The 20,241-nt window shown below is 71.8% G+C and carries 17 protein-coding genes, 1 tRNA gene and 1 pseudogene; 4 read left to right on the forward strand and 15 right to left on the reverse strand.

Features of this window, described 5'->3' with window-relative positions; translation table 11 throughout:
• The first annotated feature begins 16 nt into the window (after nucleotides 1-16).
• Entirely contained in the window at nucleotides 17-565 is a 549-nt protein-coding gene (locus EF387_RS28100) for a cupin domain-containing protein (RefSeq protein ID WP_128379404.1), read from the forward strand.
• 311 nt (nucleotides 566-876) lie between these two features.
• Here EF387_RS28100 and EF387_RS28105 read toward each other — a convergent pair.
• The 7 genes and pseudogenes from EF387_RS28105 to tdh all read right to left on the reverse strand — a co-directional run bounded on the left by EF387_RS28105 (nucleotide 877) and on the right by tdh (nucleotide 6,048).
• A tRNA-Pro gene (locus EF387_RS28105) sits at nucleotides 877-950 on the reverse strand.
• A 175-nt stretch (nucleotides 951-1,125) separates the two neighbouring features.
• Entirely contained in the window at nucleotides 1,126-1,485 is a 360-nt protein-coding gene (locus EF387_RS28110) for an MmcQ/YjbR family DNA-binding protein (protein ID WP_162467225.1), read from the reverse strand.
• Between the two features lie 225 nt (nucleotides 1,486-1,710).
• Nucleotides 1,711-2,065, reverse strand: a pseudogene (locus EF387_RS28115) (GNAT family N-acetyltransferase); the annotation flags it as partial.
• Nucleotides 2,062-2,634 carry a helix-turn-helix domain-containing protein gene (locus tag EF387_RS28120; protein ID WP_128379406.1) on the reverse strand — a complete coding sequence of 191 codons (573 nt, stop codon included), beginning with the start codon at nucleotides 2,632-2,634 and terminating at the stop codon, nucleotides 2,062-2,064. The gene EF387_RS28120 and the pseudogene EF387_RS28115, both read right to left, overlap by 4 nt.
• Nucleotides 2,635-2,742: 108 nt before the next feature.
• Nucleotides 2,743-3,648 (reverse strand): LysR family transcriptional regulator, encoded by a 906-nt coding sequence (locus EF387_RS28125; RefSeq protein WP_128379407.1) that lies wholly within the window; start codon nucleotides 3,646-3,648, stop codon nucleotides 2,743-2,745.
• A 122-nt stretch (nucleotides 3,649-3,770) separates the two neighbouring features.
• Entirely contained in the window at nucleotides 3,771-4,964 is a 1,194-nt protein-coding gene (locus EF387_RS28130) for a glycine C-acetyltransferase (protein ID WP_128379408.1), read from the reverse strand.
• 55 nt (nucleotides 4,965-5,019) lie between these two features.
• Nucleotides 5,020-6,048, reverse strand: a complete 1,029-nt coding sequence (gene tdh / locus EF387_RS28135; protein ID WP_128379409.1) for an L-threonine 3-dehydrogenase — start codon at nucleotides 6,046-6,048, stop codon at nucleotides 5,020-5,022.
• Nucleotides 6,049-6,312: 264 nt separating this feature from the next.
• Between tdh and EF387_RS28140 the strand changes: the two genes are divergently transcribed.
• Nucleotides 6,313-8,325, forward strand: a complete 2,013-nt coding sequence (locus EF387_RS28140; RefSeq protein WP_128379410.1) for a DUF2264 domain-containing protein — start codon at nucleotides 6,313-6,315, stop codon at nucleotides 8,323-8,325.
• A 449-nt stretch (nucleotides 8,326-8,774) separates the two neighbouring features.
• On the opposite strand, the gene EF387_RS28145 is transcribed toward EF387_RS28140, so the two are convergent.
• The 8 genes from EF387_RS28145 to EF387_RS28180 form a co-directional block, all read right to left on the reverse strand.
• Nucleotides 8,775-9,329: a GAF domain-containing protein gene (locus EF387_RS28145; protein WP_128379411.1), complete on the reverse strand. Its 555-nt coding sequence runs from the start codon at nucleotides 9,327-9,329 to the stop codon at nucleotides 8,775-8,777.
• On the reverse strand, nucleotides 9,326-9,925 hold the full coding sequence (locus tag EF387_RS28150) for a GTP-binding protein (protein ID WP_128379412.1): 600 nt from the start codon (nucleotides 9,923-9,925) through the stop codon (nucleotides 9,326-9,328). The genes EF387_RS28145 and EF387_RS28150 overlap by 4 nt, the downstream gene beginning before the upstream one ends.
• Nucleotides 9,903-10,280, reverse strand: a complete 378-nt coding sequence (locus EF387_RS28155; RefSeq protein ID WP_128379413.1) for a DUF742 domain-containing protein — start codon at nucleotides 10,278-10,280, stop codon at nucleotides 9,903-9,905. Before EF387_RS28155 ends, EF387_RS28150 begins: the two co-directional genes overlap by 23 nt.
• A complete protein-coding gene (locus EF387_RS28160; RefSeq protein ID WP_128379414.1) occupies nucleotides 10,277-10,708 on the reverse strand; it encodes a roadblock/LC7 domain-containing protein in 432 nt (143 codons plus the stop codon). The genes EF387_RS28155 and EF387_RS28160 overlap by 4 nt, the downstream gene beginning before the upstream one ends.
• Nucleotides 10,709-10,776: 68 nt before the next feature.
• Nucleotides 10,777-12,912: a sensor histidine kinase gene (locus EF387_RS28165; RefSeq protein WP_202918388.1), complete on the reverse strand. Its 2,136-nt coding sequence runs from the start codon at nucleotides 12,910-12,912 to the stop codon at nucleotides 10,777-10,779.
• 582 nt (nucleotides 12,913-13,494) lie between these two features.
• On the reverse strand, nucleotides 13,495-13,923 hold the full coding sequence (locus EF387_RS28170; RefSeq protein WP_128379415.1) for a hypothetical protein: 429 nt from the start codon (nucleotides 13,921-13,923) through the stop codon (nucleotides 13,495-13,497).
• A gap of 172 nt (nucleotides 13,924-14,095) precedes the next feature.
• Nucleotides 14,096-16,324, reverse strand: coding sequence for a peptidoglycan recognition protein family protein (locus EF387_RS28175; protein WP_128379416.1), 2,229 nt, complete (start codon nucleotides 16,322-16,324; stop codon nucleotides 14,096-14,098).
• Nucleotides 16,321-17,364 carry a hypothetical protein gene (locus tag EF387_RS28180; protein ID WP_238431746.1) on the reverse strand — a complete coding sequence of 348 codons (1,044 nt, stop codon included), beginning with the start codon at nucleotides 17,362-17,364 and terminating at the stop codon, nucleotides 16,321-16,323. Before EF387_RS28180 ends, EF387_RS28175 begins: the two co-directional genes overlap by 4 nt.
• 206 nt (nucleotides 17,365-17,570) lie before the next feature.
• On the opposite strand from EF387_RS28180, the gene EF387_RS28185 reads away from it, so the two are divergent.
• Together EF387_RS28185 and EF387_RS28190 are read left to right on the forward strand one after the other, a co-directional pair.
• Nucleotides 17,571-17,867 (forward strand): heavy-metal-associated domain-containing protein, encoded by a 297-nt coding sequence (locus EF387_RS28185; RefSeq protein WP_128379417.1) that lies wholly within the window; start codon nucleotides 17,571-17,573, stop codon nucleotides 17,865-17,867.
• 76 nt (nucleotides 17,868-17,943) lie between these two features.
• Nucleotides 17,944-20,211, forward strand: a complete 2,268-nt coding sequence (locus EF387_RS28190) for a heavy metal translocating P-type ATPase (RefSeq protein WP_128379418.1) — start codon at nucleotides 17,944-17,946, stop codon at nucleotides 20,209-20,211.
• Nucleotides 20,212-20,241: the final 30 nt, after the last annotated feature.

Genomic DNA, 20,241 nt, shown 5'->3' on the forward strand with positions numbered 1-20,241 from the left:
CGACACCGCACAGGGGATGATCGTGAATTCCGAGAACCCGACTCCGGTCGACACCACCGCCCTCACCGCTCTCGGCATGTCCGACCGCCCGTTCTCGCCCGAGGAATGCGCGGAGCGGGCCCGGCGGGCGGCGGCATTCGTCGACACCACCGCGCTCGACCGCTCCGGCCCCGGCTCGTACCTGCTGCTGTGGCGGAACGAGCATTCCGAGGCCTGGCTGAACACCTGGTGGGAGGCGCGCGACACCGGCTACCACGACCACCAGGGCTCCTGTGTCGGCGTGCACGTCCTCGAAGGCACCGCCTCGCAGGAGGGATTGCCGGTGGGCGGTCCGCGCCGCGCCCGCCGGTACGGCCCCGGCGAGTCGTTCTCGTTCCCCGGATCGGGCGTGCACCGGATGGACCACGACGCCGGTGCCGTGACCATTCACGTCTACTCGCCGCCACTGCGGGCCATCGGTCACTACGAGATCATCGACGGCGAACTCCATCGCACAGCGGGCGCGCCTGACGAGGGCTCGCCCGCCAGCCCCGGGCTGCTCGAAGCACTCGACGCGATCAGGTGACGACCTGCCGGGATCCGCAGACATGAAGGCAGCGGGAGCCCGCGGACGGAACCGGCCGTGTGCGGTTGGGCGGCCGTGGTCCGTAGGCCCCGGCGCATGACGGCGTGCGGGGCGGGGCGGCGCACCACGACGCCTGCTGCCGGGATGCCGGCGAACGACCTGGGCCGCCGTGATCGCATGGTGTCGGCGAAGACCGCCACGGCCGGAGCGATGCGAGCACGGGGAGCGGCAGAGGGCTCCCCGTGCTCCCATTCATGCGTGAGGGGCGCCCCGAAGAGCGCCCCTCACTTGCACAAATGTCCGACTCGCTGTCGGGACGACAGGATTTGAACCTGCGACCCCTTGACCCCCAGTCAAGTGCGCTACCAAGCTGCGCCACGTCCCGTTGCCCGTGTGACCTGGGGTTTCCCCTGGCCGAACGCGCATGGAAACCATACCGCACTCGGGGCGGTGGCCGCGCACCCGTTTGTCGGGGGGCGGCTTCCGTGACGGTGAGACGGACCGGACCTCGGCCCGTCCCCGCTCGCCCGGTCCGTCCTCGGCGCCCGTCCCGCTTACCCTCACTCGACCGCCGGTATGCCCAGGCCCGGATGCGACTCCAGCAGCCGGGTGGGCGCGGCCTGGCGCCAGGAGTCGGCGAGGATGTCACTGAGTTCGGCCTCGTCCTCCAGGGCCGCCAAGCGGACGCGGACCCAGGCGAAGCCCGCCTCGTGTTCCGCGATCCAGAACTTCCCGGGCTCCGCGAGGACCAGTTCGTCGCGCTCGACCTTGGGGCAGCGCACGGCGGTGGAGGTCTCGTCCTCGGGCAGCGTGGCGAACATCTTCCCCGCCACCCGGAACGTGGGCATGCCCCAGGCGATCTTCTCCGTGGTGTCGGGGAGAGACAGGGCGATACGGCGTACGTCTTCGGCGTCCGGCATGACACGCACCGTAGCCAATGCCACTGACAATCGCCCTCCGGCCGGGCGGCCGACGGGCACTCGAACCCTCACGGGTTGTCACCCCTCCGGCGTGTCCCGCCGCGACATGAACAGTGTTCAGCTCGGCGCCCGCTTGGTTGTCGCCCGGCTCCGCAGCGACCTAATCGCTTGCGTGCGGGGGCGTCGAATCGCCCTGGCGGCGATGCGACGCTTCCTGACCCGCCCCGCGGTGGTGAGAAGCGTACGGCCCAGGCCCACTCGGCCGCGTCCGTCGCGGTGCACCATCAGCTTGACCAGCTCGGCGCGGTGGCGGCTGTTGGGCTTGTCGGAGAAGGCCAGGCTGACCGTGCCGATCACCCTGCCGTCCGTCGTGCGCGCCGCCCACACGGCGAGGCCGCCCGCTTCGACGGCCGCCGCCCGCCCGCTCCTTCCACCAGGCGGCCGCCTCCGCCCGGTCGAGCGACGCGAGGAATCCGACGGACGCCCCGCCCGCCACGGTGTCGGTCAGCAGGTCGGCCAACTCATCGGCGCGGGCGAGCACTTCCGCCCCGTTCAGCCTGGCGACGGCGACGGCGGTCATGGCAGCACCACCACCAGCGCGTAGCGCACGTCCTGCGGTCCGGGGCAGCGGAAGCGCGTCGGCCCCCACACCCGCAGCCGCAGGCAGTCCCCGGCGTCCAGGACGTGGTGGGTCCCCTGCGCGGTTACCTCCAGTCGGCCGTCGAGGACCCAGATGTGCTGTTCCAGGCCGGGCACGGACGGCCTGTCGTAGGCGATGTCCGCGCCCGCCGTCAGCCGTCCCTCCACCAGTTCCCCGCGCATACCGGTCTGCGGCGGCGACACCGACCTGCGGTGGAAGCCCGAGGCCTGGTCGTGCCATTCGGCCTGGTCGGCGGCGCGGACCAGGTCCACCGGTTCCGCCTCGACCTCGCTGAGCAGTTGGGACATCGTCCGGCCGTAGACACCGCACAGCCGGTTCAGCAGCGAGGCGGTGGGGCTGATCTCGGCGCGCTCGGCCCGAGAAAGCGTGGAACGGCTGATACGGCTCCGTTCCGCCAGCTCGCCGAGCGACCAGCCGTGCTCGGCACGCAGTTCGGCCAGGCGGGCGGCAAGCCGGGTGTCCACCGGACCCAGTACATCATTTCCCATATCAGGGATGCTATCCCGGATACGGGAAATCGGGAGCCTCCTCAGCCTCCCGGGGCTCTGGACCGCCCCGGCCCCGGATCGCTCCCATGTGGACGGCCTTGGCCCTGACTAGATCGCTGTCGCCGACTCCCGCAGCGCGTCCAGCACCGGCCGGATCAGCGGATGCTTCTCAGCGCCCCGGCGCACGGCCGCGAACACTCGGCGTGTGGGCGCGGCCCCGTCCACGGGGCGTACGACGACACCCGTGAGGTCCATCCCGCGCAGCGCGGAGCGCGGTACCAGCGCCACGCCCGCGCCGGCCGAGGCCAGGGCCACCACCGCACGGAAGTCGTCGGAGGAGTGTTCGAGCCGGGGCTGGAACCCGGCGTGTTCGCAGGCCAGAACCACCACGTCATGGCAGGGATTGCCGGGGTAGGGGCCGATCCAGGAGTCCTTGGCCAGCTCGGCCAGCGGTACCTCGCCGACGTCCGCGAGGCGGTGTGCGACCGGCACGACGGCGTCGAACGGCTCGGCGTAGAGCGGGACATGGGCGAGGCGCGGGTCGTCGGGGTCCGGTGCGCCCCGGTACTCGACGGCCACCGCGATGTCGACCTGGCGGTCCAGCACCATCGGCAGACTGGCGTCGCCCTCGGCGTCCTGGACGTGGAGCCGGATGCCGGGTGCCCGCTCGGCGAGGCGGGCCAGCGCGGGCGCCACCACCAGCGTGATACCGGTCGCGAAGGAGGCCACCGTGACCGTGCCGGCCGCGCCCGCACCGTACGCGGCGAGTTCCGCCTCGGCCCGCTCCAGCTGTGCCAGGACGGCGTTGGCGTGGCTCAGCAGGATCTCGCCCGCGGCGGTGAGCCGTACCCCGCGGGCGCCGCGCTCCACCAGCCGGTGGCCGGTCTCCTGTTCCAGTGCGGTCAGCTGCTGGGAGACGGCGGAGGGGGTGAGGTAGAGGGCGGCGGCAGCCGCCGTCACCGTACGGTGGTCGGCCACGGCACGGAGAATGTGCAGCCGCCGTGCTTCGATCATGTGGCCGATTCTCTCAGGTCGGACAAACCGGCGGCCTCACCGGGAAGCCGCACCCTCTCCGGCAACCGAAGTGACCGTGCCCCTCCGCGGTGCGACCGTGCCCCCTCCCCCGAACCCGGAACTCAGCCGCCCAGTTCCGCCCGGGCCGCCACGAAGGCGTCGACCGCCCGGTGTACGTCGTCCGTGGTGTGGGCCGCGGAGAGTTGCACCCGGATGCGTGCCTGCCCCTGCGGCACCACGGGGTACGAGAAGCCGATCACGTACACCCCGCGTTCCAGCAACAGTTCGGCCATGCGTCCGGCCACGGCCGCGTCGCCGATCATCACGGGCGCGATGGGGTGGTCGCCGGGCAGGACGTCGAAGCCCTCCTCGGCCATCCGGGAGCGGAACAGGGCGGTGTTCCCGGCGAGCCGGACGCGCAGGCCGTCCGCCTCTTCCAGCAGGTCGAGGACCTTCAGGGAGGCCGCGGCGATCACCGGGGCGAGCGTGTTGGAGAAGAGGTAGGGGCGCGAGCGCTGGCGCAGCAGGGCGACGATCTCCGCGCGGGCGGCGACGTAGCCTCCGGATGCGCCGCCGAGCGCCTTGCCCAGCGTGCCGGTGACGATGTCCACACGGTCCATGACGCCGTGCAGTTCGGGGGTGCCGCGGCCGCCGGGGCCGACGAAGCCGACGGCGTGCGAGTCGTCGACCATGACCATGGCGTCGTAGCGGTCGGCGAGGTCGCAGATCTCGCGCAGCGGCGCCACATAGCCGTCCATGGAGAAGACGCCGTCGGTGACGACCAGCTTGCGCCGGGCGCCCGAAGCCTCCTTCAACTGCCGCTCCAGGTCGGCGAGATCACGGTTGTCGTATCGGAAGCGGCGGGCCTTCGACAGCCGGATGCCGTCGATGATCGAGGCGTGGTTCAGGGCGTCGGAGATGACCGCGTCCTCGGCGCCGAGCAGGGTCTCGAAGACACCGCCGTTGGCGTCGAAGCAGGAGGAGTACAGGATCGTGTCCTCCTGGCCGAGGAACGAGGACAGCCGCCGCTCCAGGTCCTTGTGCACCTCCTGCGTGCCGCAGATGAAGCGCACGGACGCCATGCCGTAGCCCCAGCGGTCGAGCGCAGTGTGAGCGGCGGCGATCACCTCGGGGTGGTCGGCGAGGCCGAGGTAGTTGTTGGCGCAGAAGTTGAGGACCTCGCCGGGCCGGCCGCCCGCGGTGACGTTCACGGTCGCGGACTGCGGGGTGCCGATGACGCGTTCGGGCTTGTGCAGTCCGGCGGCGCGGATCTCGTCGAGGGTGACGCGGAGGTCGTCGCGCACGGAGTCGAACATGTGAGGTCTCCAGGAAGGCTTGGGCGGTGAGCGGTGGGCTTGGGCGGTGAGGGAGTCACGCGGTCCAGTCGAGGATGACCTTGCCGCCGCGTCCGCTCGCGGCGTCCTCGAACGCCGCCTCGAAGTCGCGGTGGTCGTAGCGTGCGGTGATCACCGGTGAGAGGTCGAGTCCGCCTTCGAGCAGGACCGACATCGCGTACCAGGTCTCGAACATCTCCCGGCCGTAGATGCCCTTGACGGTGATCATCGAGGTGACGATCCGGGCCCAGTCGACCGGGAACTCCTCGGCGGGCAGGCCGAGCATGGCGATCCGGCCGCCGTGCGTCATGTTGGCGATCATCTCGCGCAGTGCCTCGGGGCGGCCGGACATCTCCAGTCCGATGTCGAAGCCCTCCCGGAGCCCCAACTCCCGTTGGCCTTCGGCGATCGCGCCCTCCGAGACGTTGAGGGCCAGGCTCACCCCGACCTTGCGGGCCAGCGCGAGCCGTTCCTCGCTCACATCGGTGATCACGACGTTGCGCGCACCCGCGTGCCGGGCCACCGCCGCCGCCATGAGGCCGATCGGGCCGGCTCCGGTGATCAGTACGTCCTCGCCGACCAGCGGGAACGACAGTGCGGTGTGCACCGCGTTGCCGAACGGGTCGAAGATCGCGGCCACGTCCAGGTCGACGGGGACGCGGTGCACCCACACGTTGGACGCGGGCAGCGCGACGTACTCGGCGAACGCCCCGTCGCGGCCCACGCCCAGCCCGACCGTCGCGCGGCACAGGTGGCGGCGGCCTGCCAGACAGTTGCGGCACTTGCCGCAGACCAGATGGCCCTCGCCGCTGACCCGGTCGCCGACGCCGATGTCCGTGACGTCACGGCCGGTCTCCACGACCTCGCCGACGAACTCGTGCCCGAGCACCAGCGGGGTGCTGATCGTCTGCCGCGCCCAGCCGTCCCAGGACCGGATGTGCAGATCGGTTCCGCAGATGCCGGTTCTCAAGACCTTGATCAGTACATCGCCGGGGCCGACGGCCGGCTCCGGGACGTCCGCGAGCCAGAGTCCCGGCTCCGCCTGCCGCTTGAGAAGTGCCTTCAACGCTACGGCTCCAATTGCGTCCGGGCACGCCGAAGTTACCCGTGCCGTGGGGAGGGGTGAGATGCCGTACGGAGAAATGCCGTGCGGCGGACAGAAATCTGCCCTACGACGACGCCGTCCGCCATCGAGGATTTCTTAAGCGGACCCGCAGCTTTCCTTCACGCCGGGTCCTCCGCGGACGGGTGAGTGAGCGATCGAGCCGTGTTCGACGTACACATGCCGCGGCCACGTACAGCGAACGAACGGAAACGGAAGAACTGCCTCATGCCCACCCCCCACCTGGACCTGCCCGCCACCGACCGGGTCCTGTCACCGCGCACCGGCTGGACCCGCGCCCACTGGGAGGTACTCGCCGACCGACTGCTCGACGCGTTGGAGCCTTATGCGACGCCAGGCCTGGCGCAGTACCGGCTTCCCGGCCGCGGCTCCCTCGCGGGAGTGGCGACGGACGGGCTGGAGGGCTACGCCCATTCCTTCCTGCTGGCCGCCTTCCGGATCGCCGGGGCGGGCGGGGACGTCGATCCCCGTCTGGTGGAGCGTTACGCGCGGGGCCTGGCGGCCGGCACCGACCGGGACAGCGGGGAGGCGTGGCCCCAACTCACCGACCGGTCCCCGCAGATGGAGCACGCCGCCTCGATCGCGCTCGCGCTGCACGAAACCCGGCCGTGGATCTGGAACGCGCTGGACGGCGAGGTCCGGGAACGGGTCGTGGACTGGCTGTGGGGCTTCGTGGGCCGCCGCGCCCACGACGACGGCACCCGGCTGTGCCAGGTGGTGGCGGAGCAGTTCCTCGCCTCCGTGGGCGGCCCCCACCGCCAGGAGGACATCGACGGCGGGCTCGACCGTATCGAGGACTGGTACGCCGGCGACGGCTGGTACCGCGACGGCGACACCCGTGCCTTCGACCACACCAACGCCTGGGCCTTCCACCTCTACCCGTTGCTGTGGTCCCGGATGGCGGGTGCCGCCGCGGCCGGCGCGCGGTCCGCCCGCTACCGCGAGCGGCTGGCCCGGTTCCTCGGCTCGTACGCGCGGTTCTTCGGCTCCGACGGGGCACCCGTGCACTTCGGGCACGGCCTGACGTACCGGATGGCCGTGGTGGCACCGGTCTGGCTGGGCGCGCTGATGGACTGCACACCGCTCGCGCCGGGGCTCACCCGGCGGCTCGCCTCCGGGACGGCCCGGCACTTCGTGGAGCGCGGGGTGCCGGACGAGCGGGGGCTGCTACCGCTCGGCTGGTACGGCACGTTCCTGCCGACGATCCGGCCGGAGATGGGCCCGGCCGCGCCGTACACGGCGGGCAAGGCGTTCCTCGGCCTGTTACTTCCGGCGGAGCATCCGGTGTGGACCGAGCGTGAACTGCCGCTCCCCGTCGAGGAGTCGGACCAGTACATGGCCCTGCCGGCGCCCGGCTGGCTGCTGCACGGCACGCGGGACGACGGCATCGTGCGCCTGGTCAACCACGGCAGCGAACGCGGGAGCGGCGGCACCGGCGGCGGCCAGGGTGATCCGGCCGAGGCCACGGCCGGGGCCATGCCCTTCCTCGACGACCCGCACTACGCCAAGTTCGGCTATTCCACGGCGACCGCGCCCGATGCCGCGGGCCATGGCCGGGCGCCCGGGATCGACGGCCATCTGGCGCTGCTCTCGTGGGACGGCACCGCCTCGCGCCGGACGGGGATCCGTCCGCTGGCGTGCTCCGGCCGCACGGCGACCTCCCGTCATGACGCTCAACTCATGGAGACGGGCGAGGAGTTACCGGTCCTCACGACGAGCGTGCTGCACGGGCCGTGGGAGATCCGGGTGCACCGGGTGTGCGTCCCCGCGGGAGTGGGTCTGCGCGAGGGTGGTTACGCGGTCGCCGACGACCGTCCGGTCGCGGCCGGCCAGGGCCCCGGCTGGGCACTGGTCCGCACGGGCGACGGGCTGACGAGCGTGGTCGTAGGGCTGCACGGCTGGGACGAGGAGACGGGCATGGCCCACGAGACCGACGCCAGCGCCTTCGGCGCGCACTCGGCCACACCGTATCTGCGGTGCGCCGCCGGTCACCCCGCCGGGGTGTACGTGTCGCTGGTCGCCCTGACCCGGGACGCCGTCAATCCGCGGGCGCTGCGTGAGTCCGTGGTCTGCTCGACGGTGGGCGACGACGTCCACATCGCCTTCCCGGACGGCGAGTCGGTCACCGTACGAGCGGATCGCGGGACCGACGGGGACGGCGGAAACGGTGGCTTCGTACGGTGGACGCACCGGAACCGGCCGGCAGCCGGCGCGCCCTAGTGGCCCGGCAGGCAACGTTTGCCCGGTAAGGAGCGACGTCATGGGGTCCCCCTGCTCATGGGGGTCCCCCCGCTCGAGCGCAGCCGAGAATGGGGGAGAAGTCGAGAGCTTGGGGGAGCGTGCTCTGGGGGTACCCCCGGCCGGAGGCTGGGGGGAGTGCCGGGCGGAAGTCCTCGTACTGGACGTACTTGGGCTTTCGGCCGGTGCGGCGAGTGGGGGTACCCCCTGCTCGAAGAGCTTGGGGGAGCGTGCCGGGCGTCGCGACGGGGCGAACGTTGCCTGTCGGGGCACTAGTAGGACTCCGTGAGGTCGCACTGACCTGCGACGATAGTGATCTCGCGGCAGGTGGCCCAGTGCCCCGCCGGACCAGTTCCCGCAGCTCGGTGCCGCGGGCCGGGCTGCCGGTCGGCAAGGCCGACGGCAACAGCCCCGAACCTCACGGAGTCCTACTAGAAAAGCCCCTCTTCCTCCCGCCGTTGGATCCGCTCCATCAGCTCCGCCGCCATCGCCTTGATGGTCTCCAGACCCGCCAGGCCCCAGGGACGCGGTTCGACGTCCAGGGCGCAGACCGTGCCGAGTACGACTCCGGTGCGGTCGATGAGCGGGGCGCCCAGATAGGAGCGGACGCCGAGGCCGTCGACAATCGGGTTTCCGGCGAACCGCGGGTAGTCACGGACGTCCTCCAGGACCAGGGCCTTGCCGCGGACCACCACATGGGGGCAGAAGCCGTGGTCGCGGGCGAGCCGGCGGCCCGGTGCCGTGCGGGCGCCGTCCGTGGCGGGGGTGTGCAGGCCGGCGAAGAACTGCCCCTCCTCGTCGAGGAAGTTGACCATCGCGTACGGGGTGGCGGAGACCTCGGCGAGCCGGTCGGCGAAGGCGTCGAGGACGGGTTCGGGCCGCTCCCCCAGCCCCAGCACGCGCAGTCTCCTTACCCGGGCGGGCGCCTGGGTGTCTTCCGGGGTCAGCAGCAGACGACCTGCCGGGCGCGGCGGGCCGTAGCTCATGTGTGGGCTCCATGGCTCGGGGCGGGGGCGGGCGCGTAGGCGATGAGGTGTCGTACCAGGGTCAGCAGGGTCTGTACGCCGGAGCTGGAGATCCGGGCGTCGCAGCGCACGATGGGGATCGCGGGGTCCAGGTCGATGGCCGCACGCACCTCCTCCGGGTCGTAGCGGAAGGAGCCGTCGAACTCGTTGATCGCGACGATGAAGCCGAGACCGCGTTGTTCGAAGAAGTCGACGGCCGCGAAACAGTCCTCGAGACGGCGGGTGTCGACGAGGACCACCGCGCCGAGGGCCCCCTCGGACAGTTCGTCCCACATGAACCAGAACCGCTGCTGGCCGGGCGTCCCGAACAGATACAGGACGTGTCGCTGATCGAGGGTGATTCGGCCGAAGTCCATGGCGACGGTCGTCTCGACCTTGTTCTCGACCCCGTCCAGGCTGTCGGTGGCGGCGCTCGCCGTGGTGAGCAACTCCTCCGTGCTCAGCGGCGCGATCTCGCTCACCGCTCCGACGAAGGTCGTCTTGCCGACCCCGAACCCTCCCGCCACCAGGATCTTGAGCGCCGTGGGGAAGGGGTCAGAGCTGTCGTCGTAGTCCATCGAGCACTGCCTCCAGCAGAGACCGGTCAGTGGGGATGTCGTGATAGGCGGGCGGCTTGGTGCTGAGGGCGCCGCAGTCGAGCAGGTCGGACAGCAACACCTTGGTGACCGCGGCGGGCAGCCTCAGCTGGGCGGCGACCTCGGCCACCGAGACGGGCACATGGCACAGATCGAGGGCATGCGCGTGTTCGGGGCCGAGGTAGTCCATGGGTGCCGCGCCGGTCGACATCACCTGCGACATGAGGTCGAGGGCGCTCGTCGGCCGGGTGCGGCCGTTGCTGACCGTGTAGGGGCGTACCAGCCGGCCGGCGGCGGCGTCGAGCCAGGGCTCGTCGCCGGTCGCGGTCGCGCTCAAGGCCTGGTCGCCGAGGATTCGGTGGGCTGCCGGGGTGCGGTCGTCAGATACGGCCGGACGCTCTTGACCAGCATGGCCATCTCATAGCCGAGCACCGCGGCGTCGGCCTCGCGGCCGGCGAGCACGGCGAGGCAGGTACCGGAGCCCGCGGTGGTGACGAACAGCAGGGTGGAGTCCAGTTCGACCACGACCTGGCGCACCTCTCCCCCGTCACCGAAGCGGATGCCGGCGCTGCGGCCGAGGGAGTAGAGCCCGGAGGCGAGGGCCGCCATGTGGTCGGCGCTGTCGGGGTCGAGGCCGTGCACCGACTTCACCAGCCCGTCGCAGGAGAGCAGGACGGCACTGTGGGTGTGCGGCACCCGCTGGACGAGGCCGCTCATCAGCCAGTCGAGATCTGATACCTGAGCGGTCGGCGCATCGCTCGCCATGGTGGATCGACTCCTTGGGATACGAAGGTCCGCGTGGTCTGCGGGGTCTGCGGGGGCGGAGTGGAGGGTCATCGGGCCGGGCCGGTTTCGTCGTGCGGGGCGGTGAGGCCGTGCCCTGGCGTGAGGTCGTGCCTGCCCGTCAGGTCGTGGTCGTGCCGGCCTGTGAGGTCGTGCGGGCCCGTCGGGTCGTGGTCGTGCCGGCCCGTGAGGTCGTGCGGGCCCGTGAGGTCGTGCCTGCCCGTCAGGTCGTGGTCGTGCCGGCCCGTGAGGTCGTGCGGGGAGGCTGCCGGCTGTGCCTCGGCGAGGCCGATGCCGCGCTGGAACGCCGCCATCAGGCCCGGGTCGTGGACGACGAGGGCGTCGTCCTCCGGGCGCGACAGGGGGCCGCTGCGCAACTGGGGCGCCAGGTGTTCCTGGGCGCGCCGCCTCGGCAGCGGGGGCTTGTCCGTGGCGTCGTGCACCGCTGTGTTGCGCGGCAGCAGGAGCATGCCCGCGTTCTCGGCCGCGACCCGCCGGTCCTCGGGGCGGACGCCGGGGGTGGCCGCCGCCGGATTGGGCCGCGGCTGCCCCGCTCCGCGTCGGGGCAGCGGTGCGGGGCGGGACCCGTCCGCCTGCGACGGTACGGCCCGCCGGGGACCGGGTGCGTCGCCGTGGGTATCCCGCGTCACGACGCGCCCCGCCAGGGGCTTGTGAGCTTGACCAGTGAGGGGGGCGGCCCTGACGGTGCGGGTACGCGTCTCGGCCTGGGGCCGCTGCCCGGGCTCGGCACGATGCCCTGCCTCGGCCCTCTGCCCGGCTTCGGTTCGCTGCCCGGCTTCCGCCCACTGCCCGGCTTCGGCACGTTTCCGGGGCTCGGCCCGCTGCCCGGATTCGAGCCGCCGCTCCGCCTCGGGCCGTTTCCCGGGCTCGGGCCGCTGCCGGGCCTCGGGCCGCTGCTGTGGATCGGGCCGCTGCTGTGGCTCCGGATGATTCCCCGGCTCCGGGCCCTCCCACGACGCGGCGCCGAGGAGTTCCTGGGGCAGGACCAGGACGGCCTGGATGCCGCCGTAGATGTTGGACTGCAGCCGCACCGCGATCCCGTGCCGGCGTGCCAGTTGCGACACCACGAAAAGCCCGATCCGTCCGTCCTGCAGCAGACTGGCGACGTTGACCTGGTCGGGGTCGGCGAGCAAGGCGTTCATCCGGTGCTGCTCGTCGACCGGCATGCCGAGCCCGCGGTCCTCGACCTCGACGGCCAGCCCCGAGGTGACCAGGTTGGTGCGCAGCAGGACGTGCGTGTGCGGGGCGGAGAACACCGTGGCGTTCTCGACGAGTTCGGCGAGCAGGTGGATGACGTCGGCGACCGCGTGCCCGCGCAGGGTGCCCTCGATCGGTGGTACGAGTTTGACGCGCGAGTACTGCTCGACCTCGGCGGTGGCCGCACGCAGGACCTCCGTCATGGAGACCGGGTTGCTCCACTGCCGACGTGAGACGGCGCCGCCGAGCACGGCGAGGTTCTCGGCGTGGCGCCGGGTGCGGGTGGCCAGGTGGTCCACGTGGAAGAGGCCCTTGAGCAGATCGGGGTCCTCGATCCCGTTCTCCAGCTCGTCGAGGATCAGGATCTCGCGGTGCACGAGCGACTGCAGTCGCCGGGCGAGATTGACGAAGACCTCGACCTTCTGTTCGTTGCCCACCCGGCTGGACAGCTGCGCGGCCTGGACGACGGCGCTGACGGCGGTGTCGTGGGCGCGCGCCAGGTCGTCGGCGAGCAGGTCGAACTCGTCGGCATGGGGACCGGGTGCGGCGCGCGGTGCGCGTACCGGGGGTCCCTCGCCGTGGCGCAGCGCCTCCACCAGGGCCAGCAGGTCGGCCTGACCGCGGCTGGTGGTGCGGCGCAGCTCGCCGACGCGGTCGCGTACGGACCTCGCGGCCCGGTCGGCGGCGAACGCGGCGATGAGGATGCCCGCGAGGGTGACGCCGAGCGCTCCGGAGAGGACGGCCCACAGGGTCGGGCTCGGCCGGTCCGGCGTGGTCGAGCGCACGATGAAGAGGACGGCGGCGCAGGCGCTGAGGGCGACCGCGACGGGCGGCAGGACAGCGATGCGCAGCAGTTGCGGACGTATGTGCGTCTCGGGGAGCGCGGAGGTGGTGCGGACGACCGGTCGACCGTGGCGGCCGCCCTCCCGGCGGTCTGCTCGGGCGGCCGGTGCGCGAAGGTGAGACATCGGGTCCTCGGATACGGGTGTGCGTCGTAGGCGTGGGGGCGCCCGCCGTGCGCGCGCCTTGGCGCGGCTGGGCGTGCGGCAGCGCGTCGCCGGACGGCGGACCGAAGCACTCGGTCCTGGGTAGTCCGTCGGCCACTCACCGTAGTCGCCAGAGCATCATGTGCGATGGGCAGTTGCCAAACTCGGGCCGACGGCGTCCCGCTCTGGTATGAGCACTCGTACGACAGACCGATAAACCCTTCGGGCGCATGTTCCCGTGACCATCCGAACTGATCAGAGGCGGTCACAATCGGGCAGGCGACGACATCCAGGCGGCCGGGAAGCGGGCCATCACGGCCCTCAAGGACTCACCCTTTTGCCTGCTTTTGATCACATGAGCAGTACGGCCCCAGGACTCCCCAGACCCCTCCGCAACGTCACGCGGCGTGGCGAGAACGGGTACCGTGCGGCGCGACTCCGCCGGGGAGATATCAGTCGTGAGTTCGAAGGGCTGGCCGGTGCACGGAAGGGCGACGCGGTCCGAGGTCTGTCCGGCATGCGCGTGTCCGCTTGTCCGATCCGGTCACGCGTGCGGCGCTCGGTTCACCCGAGGGACAACAGCATGCGCGCCTGTCCGACGGCCAGCACCGTGCCGGCGACGAAGAACAGCCCCTGCACGACCGCGGTGACCGGCATGCGCAGGCGCGCGTGCACGAACGCCGACACCCCCAGCGCCAGGGGAACGAGCCAGACGAGCGCCTGCAACAGGAAGGCGGAGGCGTCGCCTTCCCGCAGGGGCGACGACCCGGGCGGCTCCGAGCGTGACATCCCAATCAGGAACATCACCAGGGCCACGCCCGCCAGGGCGAGCGCATCGGCCACGGCGAGCAGCAACGCGAGCGCCACGTCGGCCAGGCGGGAGGGCCTCCGGTCCGCGGAGTCGGCCTCGTCCGCCTCCGCTTGTAAGGACTCATCCGCGGACAGGGCTTCGTCCACGGACAAGGACTCATCCACGGACAGGGCCTCGTCCACGGACAAGGACTCATCGGCGGACAAGGCTTCGTCCACGGATGAGGGCTCGTCCCCGGACGAGCCCTCATCGCCGTGGCGCCCACCATCGCCCTCACGCATTCCCGTCGGCCGGTCCACACCACGACTGCACCACGGAAGACTCGATTCCGCGCCCGCCCGTCGCGAACGCGGCCTACCTCAGGTAGACCAGGCCGTCGGCGGTGACCGTGGGGCGGCCGCTGGTGCCCACGACCACGATCTTGACGGTGTGCTTCGCGCTGCCGGTCCAGGTCCTGGTCCAGATCGCGTCGCGGTACTTGGTCGTGGTCGACTTCAGGTCCACGGTGGTGACCTTCGTGCCGTCCACGTAGATGTGCGCCTGGCCGGACGTCGTGGCGCGCGAGACCACCAATGCGGCCGAGCGGCCGGTGAACGTCCAGGTGAGCGCGGCGTTCCTGGTGGTGCTGGTGTACGACTTGCCGCCCAGGTAGCTGCTGGAGGACTTGGCGGTCCAGGTGCCCGACCTGGTGGCGGAGGTCTCCTGGAGGATCACCGGAGTGCCCGCGACGGAGGCCGTGCCGGTGTTGCCCGCCAGGTCGTGGGCGGTCATCGCCCAGGTCGTCGCGGCGCCGGGCTTGGCTGTGTGGTTGGCGCTGGTGACGGTGGGTCCGTACGCCGCGGCGGTGGGCGCGGTGAGCCGTACCTCCTTGAGCGCGGCGTTGTCCGACGCCTTCCACTTCAGGGTGAGCGGGACGGCCGTGGTGTTCACCGTGCCGGTGCGCAGGGCGAGGTTCGGCCTGGTGGTGAAGGTGGGCGCGGTGGTGTCGGCCACGACGGTGGCGGCGGACGAGGTCACGGTCTTCCCGGACTGGTGCACGGCCCGCACGGCCACCTGGTGCGTGCCCGGCTTGAGCGTCGCCTTGGCGGAGGTTGCGGTGCCCGCGGCGGTGGCCGTCGGCTGCCCGTCGACCAGCACCTCGTAGCGCGCGACGAGCGGGGCCGGGGTCGTGGCCGACCAGTTCACGGTGATGCCGGCCTTCGTGTAGTAGGTCGAACCGGACCGGCCCGCGCCGGTGACGGACTTCAGGGTGAGGCCGGTGACCGGGCCGCCCGCCCAGCTGCGGATCGTTGGCAGCCGGTCGTAGAGGGCGTCACCCGGGCACTGGGTGTTGAATCCGTCGCGGTGGCCCGAGACGGCCTGGAAGCTCAGCTTCGTGCCCTTGGTCCAGGACTTGCCGAAGTAGTTCTTCGCGTCCGCGCCGGCGGTGAGGGTGGCGGAGCCCCCCGGGTCGACCCCGTACTGCCCCAGTTTCCATGCGGCGATCCGGGCCACCGAGGTCATCGCCGGTGTCGACGGGGCGGTGGTGGTGTAGTTGCCCAGGACGGAGATTCCGGTGGACTCGGCGTTGAAGCCGTAGGTGTGGGCGCCCATCACCGGCAGGTCCACGCCGCCCTTGCGTCCCTCGTAGACGGTGCCGCACTTGTCGACGAGGAAGTTGTAGCCGATGTCCTTCCAGCCCAACTGCTGCACGTGGTAGGCGTAAATGCCACGGATGACGGCCGGTGCCTGCTCACAGGTGTAGTCGTTGGACGCCGCCGTGTGGTGGACGAACGCCGCCTTGATCTTCCCGCCGGGCAGGTAACCGGGCTCCTCGGGGCTGATCGACTCGTCCGCGCCCCAGCCCGCCCGCGAGGTGATCGGCGGCCGCGGTGCCATGGACCGCTGGGCCGACGGCACACCCGCCGAGGAGGACGGCGAAGCCGAGGACGAGGGCGGCGTGCTGGGCGTGGCACTCCCGGACGACGACAGGGAGGCAGACGCGGAGTCGGACGGCTCGACAGGCGCCGAGGGGGTCGTGGAGGCCGCCGGTGCGGAGGAGGCCGGTGACTGGGTCGAGGTCGGGGCGTCGGACGCGTACGCCGCGGGGTCCATGTCCGATCCCCCGCCGGCGCCCGGATCGATCATGTCCAGCCGCAGTCCCTCGGGCAGCCGTGCGGACTTCCTGCCGTCCACCCGGACCTCCACCCCGTCGGACGGGCCCACCCACGCGGGTTCCGTGCCGCCGCGCGCCGCGCCCTGTTCGCCCCGTCCGCTGTCGCCGTCCAACTCCAGCCAGCCGGACCACTCGCCGGTCCCGGCGTCCCGGGTGCGGACCTCCACCGTGCCGGCCACCTGGGCGGACGGGTCCGCCCAGGTGACACCGAGCAGACTGAACCGCCGGGTGTCGCGTTTGCCGAGCCGGGCTGACGAGCCGTCACCGGCCGTCTTCAACGGGGCCGTCCGGGCCTTGCTCCGGACCGGTCCGGGCTTTCCGTCGGCCCGCGCTCCGGTCGCGGTCTCTCCGGTCACCCCCTGCACGACCAGGACTCCGGAGACCCCCGCGGCCACCACCGCGGCGGCTCCCCACCAACGACGTCTCATACGACCCGCACACCTTTCCCCCGTAGACAGGGTGTTTGAAGAACACAGGGCAGATGCATAACACCTGCCCCACCGGTGACACCGGCGCAGACAGTTTGCTGTGTTCTCACCCGAGTGCGGACCCCGGCCCCGGACCGGACGGTGAAGGCCGCGGTGCGGACGGTCCCTTCGTGCTTGAAGTCGAGGAACAGGCGGTACGTGCCGCTGCTGGGCGCGGTCGCGGTGAAGGAGATGCCGGGGCCGGGCTCGGTCTTCCCGTCGCCGGGTTCGCCGCCCGGGTGGACGTGGAGGTAGGCGAGGTCGCCGGAGCGCAGTGCGACGAGGTGGCCGTAGGCGCCGAGGTAGGGCTGGAGGTCGGTGACGGGCTTGCCGTCCCGGGAGACGGTGAGCTTCAGTTCGCCGGCCCTGCCCGGGCGCAGGCCGCCGGTCAGCCGGACCTGATAGCCGTCGACGGTGGCGGTGCTGTTCGGCGCGGGGACGTCCCTCGGCTCGTAGTCGCCGGAGACCGCCAGGTCGGCGCCGAGGGTGAGGTTCTCGGCCCCCTTCCGCGCCGGGGTGAAGTCGGCGAAGACGCGGTAGCCGCCGGCGCGGGGCAGGTCGACAGGGGTGCTCCAGGTGCCGTCGGCGGCACGGGTGGGGTGCAGATGGCGATAGGTCGTCAGATCGCGTGAGGCGAGGATGAGGTGGAGTTCCTTGTCGTGTTCGCGCTGGTACGCGGTGACGGCGCGGCCGTCCGCGTCCCGGATGGCGAAGCGGAGGTCGGCGCGCTGTCCGGCCGTGACACGGGGTGTCCTGAGGTCGAGGGTGTAGCCCTGCTCGGAGATCTGCAGTCCGCCGGCGGCCGGGGCGGCCGACTCGTGCTCGGCGTGGCCTCCTCCTCCCTCCGGCGCCGGTGTGCGGGACGCCTCGCCGTGACCGGTGTGGCGCGGGGACGCGCTGTCCGCGACGACGGGGTCGATGCCCTGCCCCACGCCGTACGCGGTACCGAACGTCGCGGCGAGCGTGGCGGCGAATGCGGTGATCTTCAGTGCGGTTTTCATGGCCTTCTCCCTTGACGCGGGGCCCTCAGGTCTGGATTCAGGACCTCAATGCTGTTCACCATACCCCCAGGGGGTATGGAGTCAAGGCATCGACCGGCTTGCATCTTGTACCCCCAGGGGGTATACATGGGACCCGAGCCGGATACCCCCACTCGGTACCCGGCGGATTACCACGACCGTCCAGACGGACTCTCCAGGAGGAACCCGTGTCTTCGTCTTGCTGCTCCACCGACGGCACCTGCTCGTCCGGCACCACCGCCTCCACCACTGCCGAGGCCGCGGCCACCGGGAGCGTCACCACGACCTACGCCGTCTCCGGCATGACCTGCGGCCACTGCAAGAGCACGCTCAGCAAGGTCATCGGCGAGCTGGACGGCGTGACCGAGGTCGACGTCGACCTCGCCACCGGCCGGGTCACCGTCACCAGCGCCACCGAGCCGGACGACGCGACGGTCGCCCACGTCGTCGACGAGGCCGGTTACGAGCTGACCGGACGGGCCTGACCCGCACCCCCCGAACCGCCGGGACCCGGGCCCCGCCGCCCGGGTCCCGGCCACCCACCTCGTACGAGGAGCAGCCATGACCACCACCACGAACGGCACCGCCGCCACCGAGGTAGAGCTCGCCATCGGCGGCATGACCTGCGCCTCGTGCGCGGCCCGCATCGAGAAGAAGCTCAACCGCATGGACGGTGTCACCGCCACCGTCAACTACGCCACCGAGAAGGCCAAGGTCAGCTTCGCCGATGACGTCTCCGTCCAGGACCTGATCGCCACCGTCGAGGCGACCGGGTACACCGCGCACGAACCCGCGCCCCCGCGCGACGAGTCGGAGGGCGGCGCCAAGGCGGCGGAGGCCGACGACGAACTGCGGCCGCTGCGGCAGCGGTTGATCACCGCCGTGGCGCTGGCCCTGCCCGTCATCGCCATGGCCATGGTTCCGGCATGGCAGTTCGAGTACTGGCAGTGGCTGTCGCTGACGCTGGCGGCGCCCGTCGTGACGTACGCCGCCTGGCCCTTCCACAAGGCGGCGTTCACCAACGCCCGGCACGGCGCGGCCACCATGGACACCCTCATCTCGGTGGGCACCTCGGCCGCCTTCCTGTGGTCGCTGTGGGCGCTGTTCTTCGGCACCGCGGGCACACCCGGCATGACCCACCCGTTCGAGCTCACGATCGCCAGAAGTGACGGCGCCGGGAACATCTACCTGGAGGCCGCCGCCGGTGTCACCGCCTTCATCCTGGCCGGCCGGTACTTCGAGGCCCGCTCCAAGCGCAAGGCGGGCGCGGCCCTCAAGGCTTTGCTGGAACTGGGCGCCAAGGACGTCACCGTGCTGCGCGGCGACGGGCGCGAACAGACCATCCCCACAGCCGAGTTGCAGGTCGGCGACCGCTTCCTCGTACGTCCCGGCGAGAAGATCGCCACGGACGGGACGGTCGTCGAGGGAACCTCCGCCGTGGACGCCTCGATGCTGACCGGTGAGTCCGTCCCCGTGGAGGTGGCAGCCGGCGACTCGGTCACCGGGGCGACGATCAACGCGGGCGGCCGTCTGGTCGTCGAGGCGACCCGGGTCGGCGCCGACACCCAACTCGCGCGGATGGCCAAGCTGGTCGAGGACGCGCAGAACGGCAAGGCCGCCGCACAACGCCTCGCGGACAGGATCTCCGCCGTCTTCGTACCCGTCGTGATCGCCCTCGCGCTGGGCACCCTGGGCTTCTGGCTCGGCAACGGCTCCGGGCTGACGGCCGCGTTCACCGCCGCCGTCGCCGTACTGATCATCGCCTGCCCCTGCGCCCTCGGGCTGGCCACCCCCACCGCCCTGATGGTCGGCACCGGCCGCGGCGCCCAGCTCGGCATCCTCATCAAGGGCCCGGAGGTCCTGGAGTCCACCCGCAAGGTCGACACCATCGTCCTCGACAAGACCGGCACCGTGACGACCGGCCGGATGACCTTGCTGGCCGTGCACACCGCCGAGAACACCGACGAGCCCGAAGTCCTCCGGTTGGCGGGGGCGCTGGAGCACTCCTCCGAGCACCCCATCGCCCGCGCCGTCGCCGACGGGGCACTCAGGAAGCTCGGGGCACTGCCCACGCCCGAGGACTTCGCCAACGTTCCCGGCCTCGGTGTGCAGGGCATCGTCGACGGTCACGCCGTGCTCGTCGGCCGGGAGCGGCTGCTGGCCGAGTGGGCCATGGATCTGCCGGAGGGCCTTCGGCGGGCCAAGGCCGAAGCCGAGACCGCCGGCCGTACCGCCATCGCGGTCGCCTGGGACGGCGAGGCGCGGGCCGTCCTCGAGGTCGCCGACGCGGTGAAGGACACCAGCGCGGAGGCGATCACCCGGCTGCGGGCGCTGGGTCTGACGCCGATCCTGCTGACCGGCGACAACAAGGCGGTGGCCGAGGCGGTCGCCCGCGAGGTCGGCATCGACGCCTCGGACGTCATCGCCGAAGTCCTCCCGCAGGACAAGGTCGACGTGGTCAAGCGGCTCCAGGACGAGGGGCGTTCCGTCGCCATGGTCGGGGACGGGGTCAACGACGCCGCCGCCCTGGCCCAGGCCGACCTCGGCCTCGCCATGGGCACCGGCACCGACGCCGCCATCGAGGCCGGCGACCTGACGCTCGTACGGGGCGACCTGAGGGCCGCGGCGGACGCCATCCGCCTCGCCCGCAAGACCCTCGGCACCATCCGGTCCAACCTGTTCTGGGCGTTCGCCTACAACGTGGCCGCCCTGCCGCTCGCCGCGGCCGGGCTGCTCAACCCGATGATCGCGGGAGCGGCCATGGCCTTCTCCTCGGTCTTCGTCGTCGGCAACTCCCTGCGGCTGCGCTCCTTCCGCGCCACCGGCTGAACCACCCGCTCAGCCACCCACCGGGGCGGA

Origin of the sequence: Streptomyces cavernae (assembly GCF_004023625.1) — a bacterium.
Lineage (GTDB): Bacteria > Actinomycetota > Actinomycetes > Streptomycetales > Streptomycetaceae > Streptomyces > Streptomyces cavernae.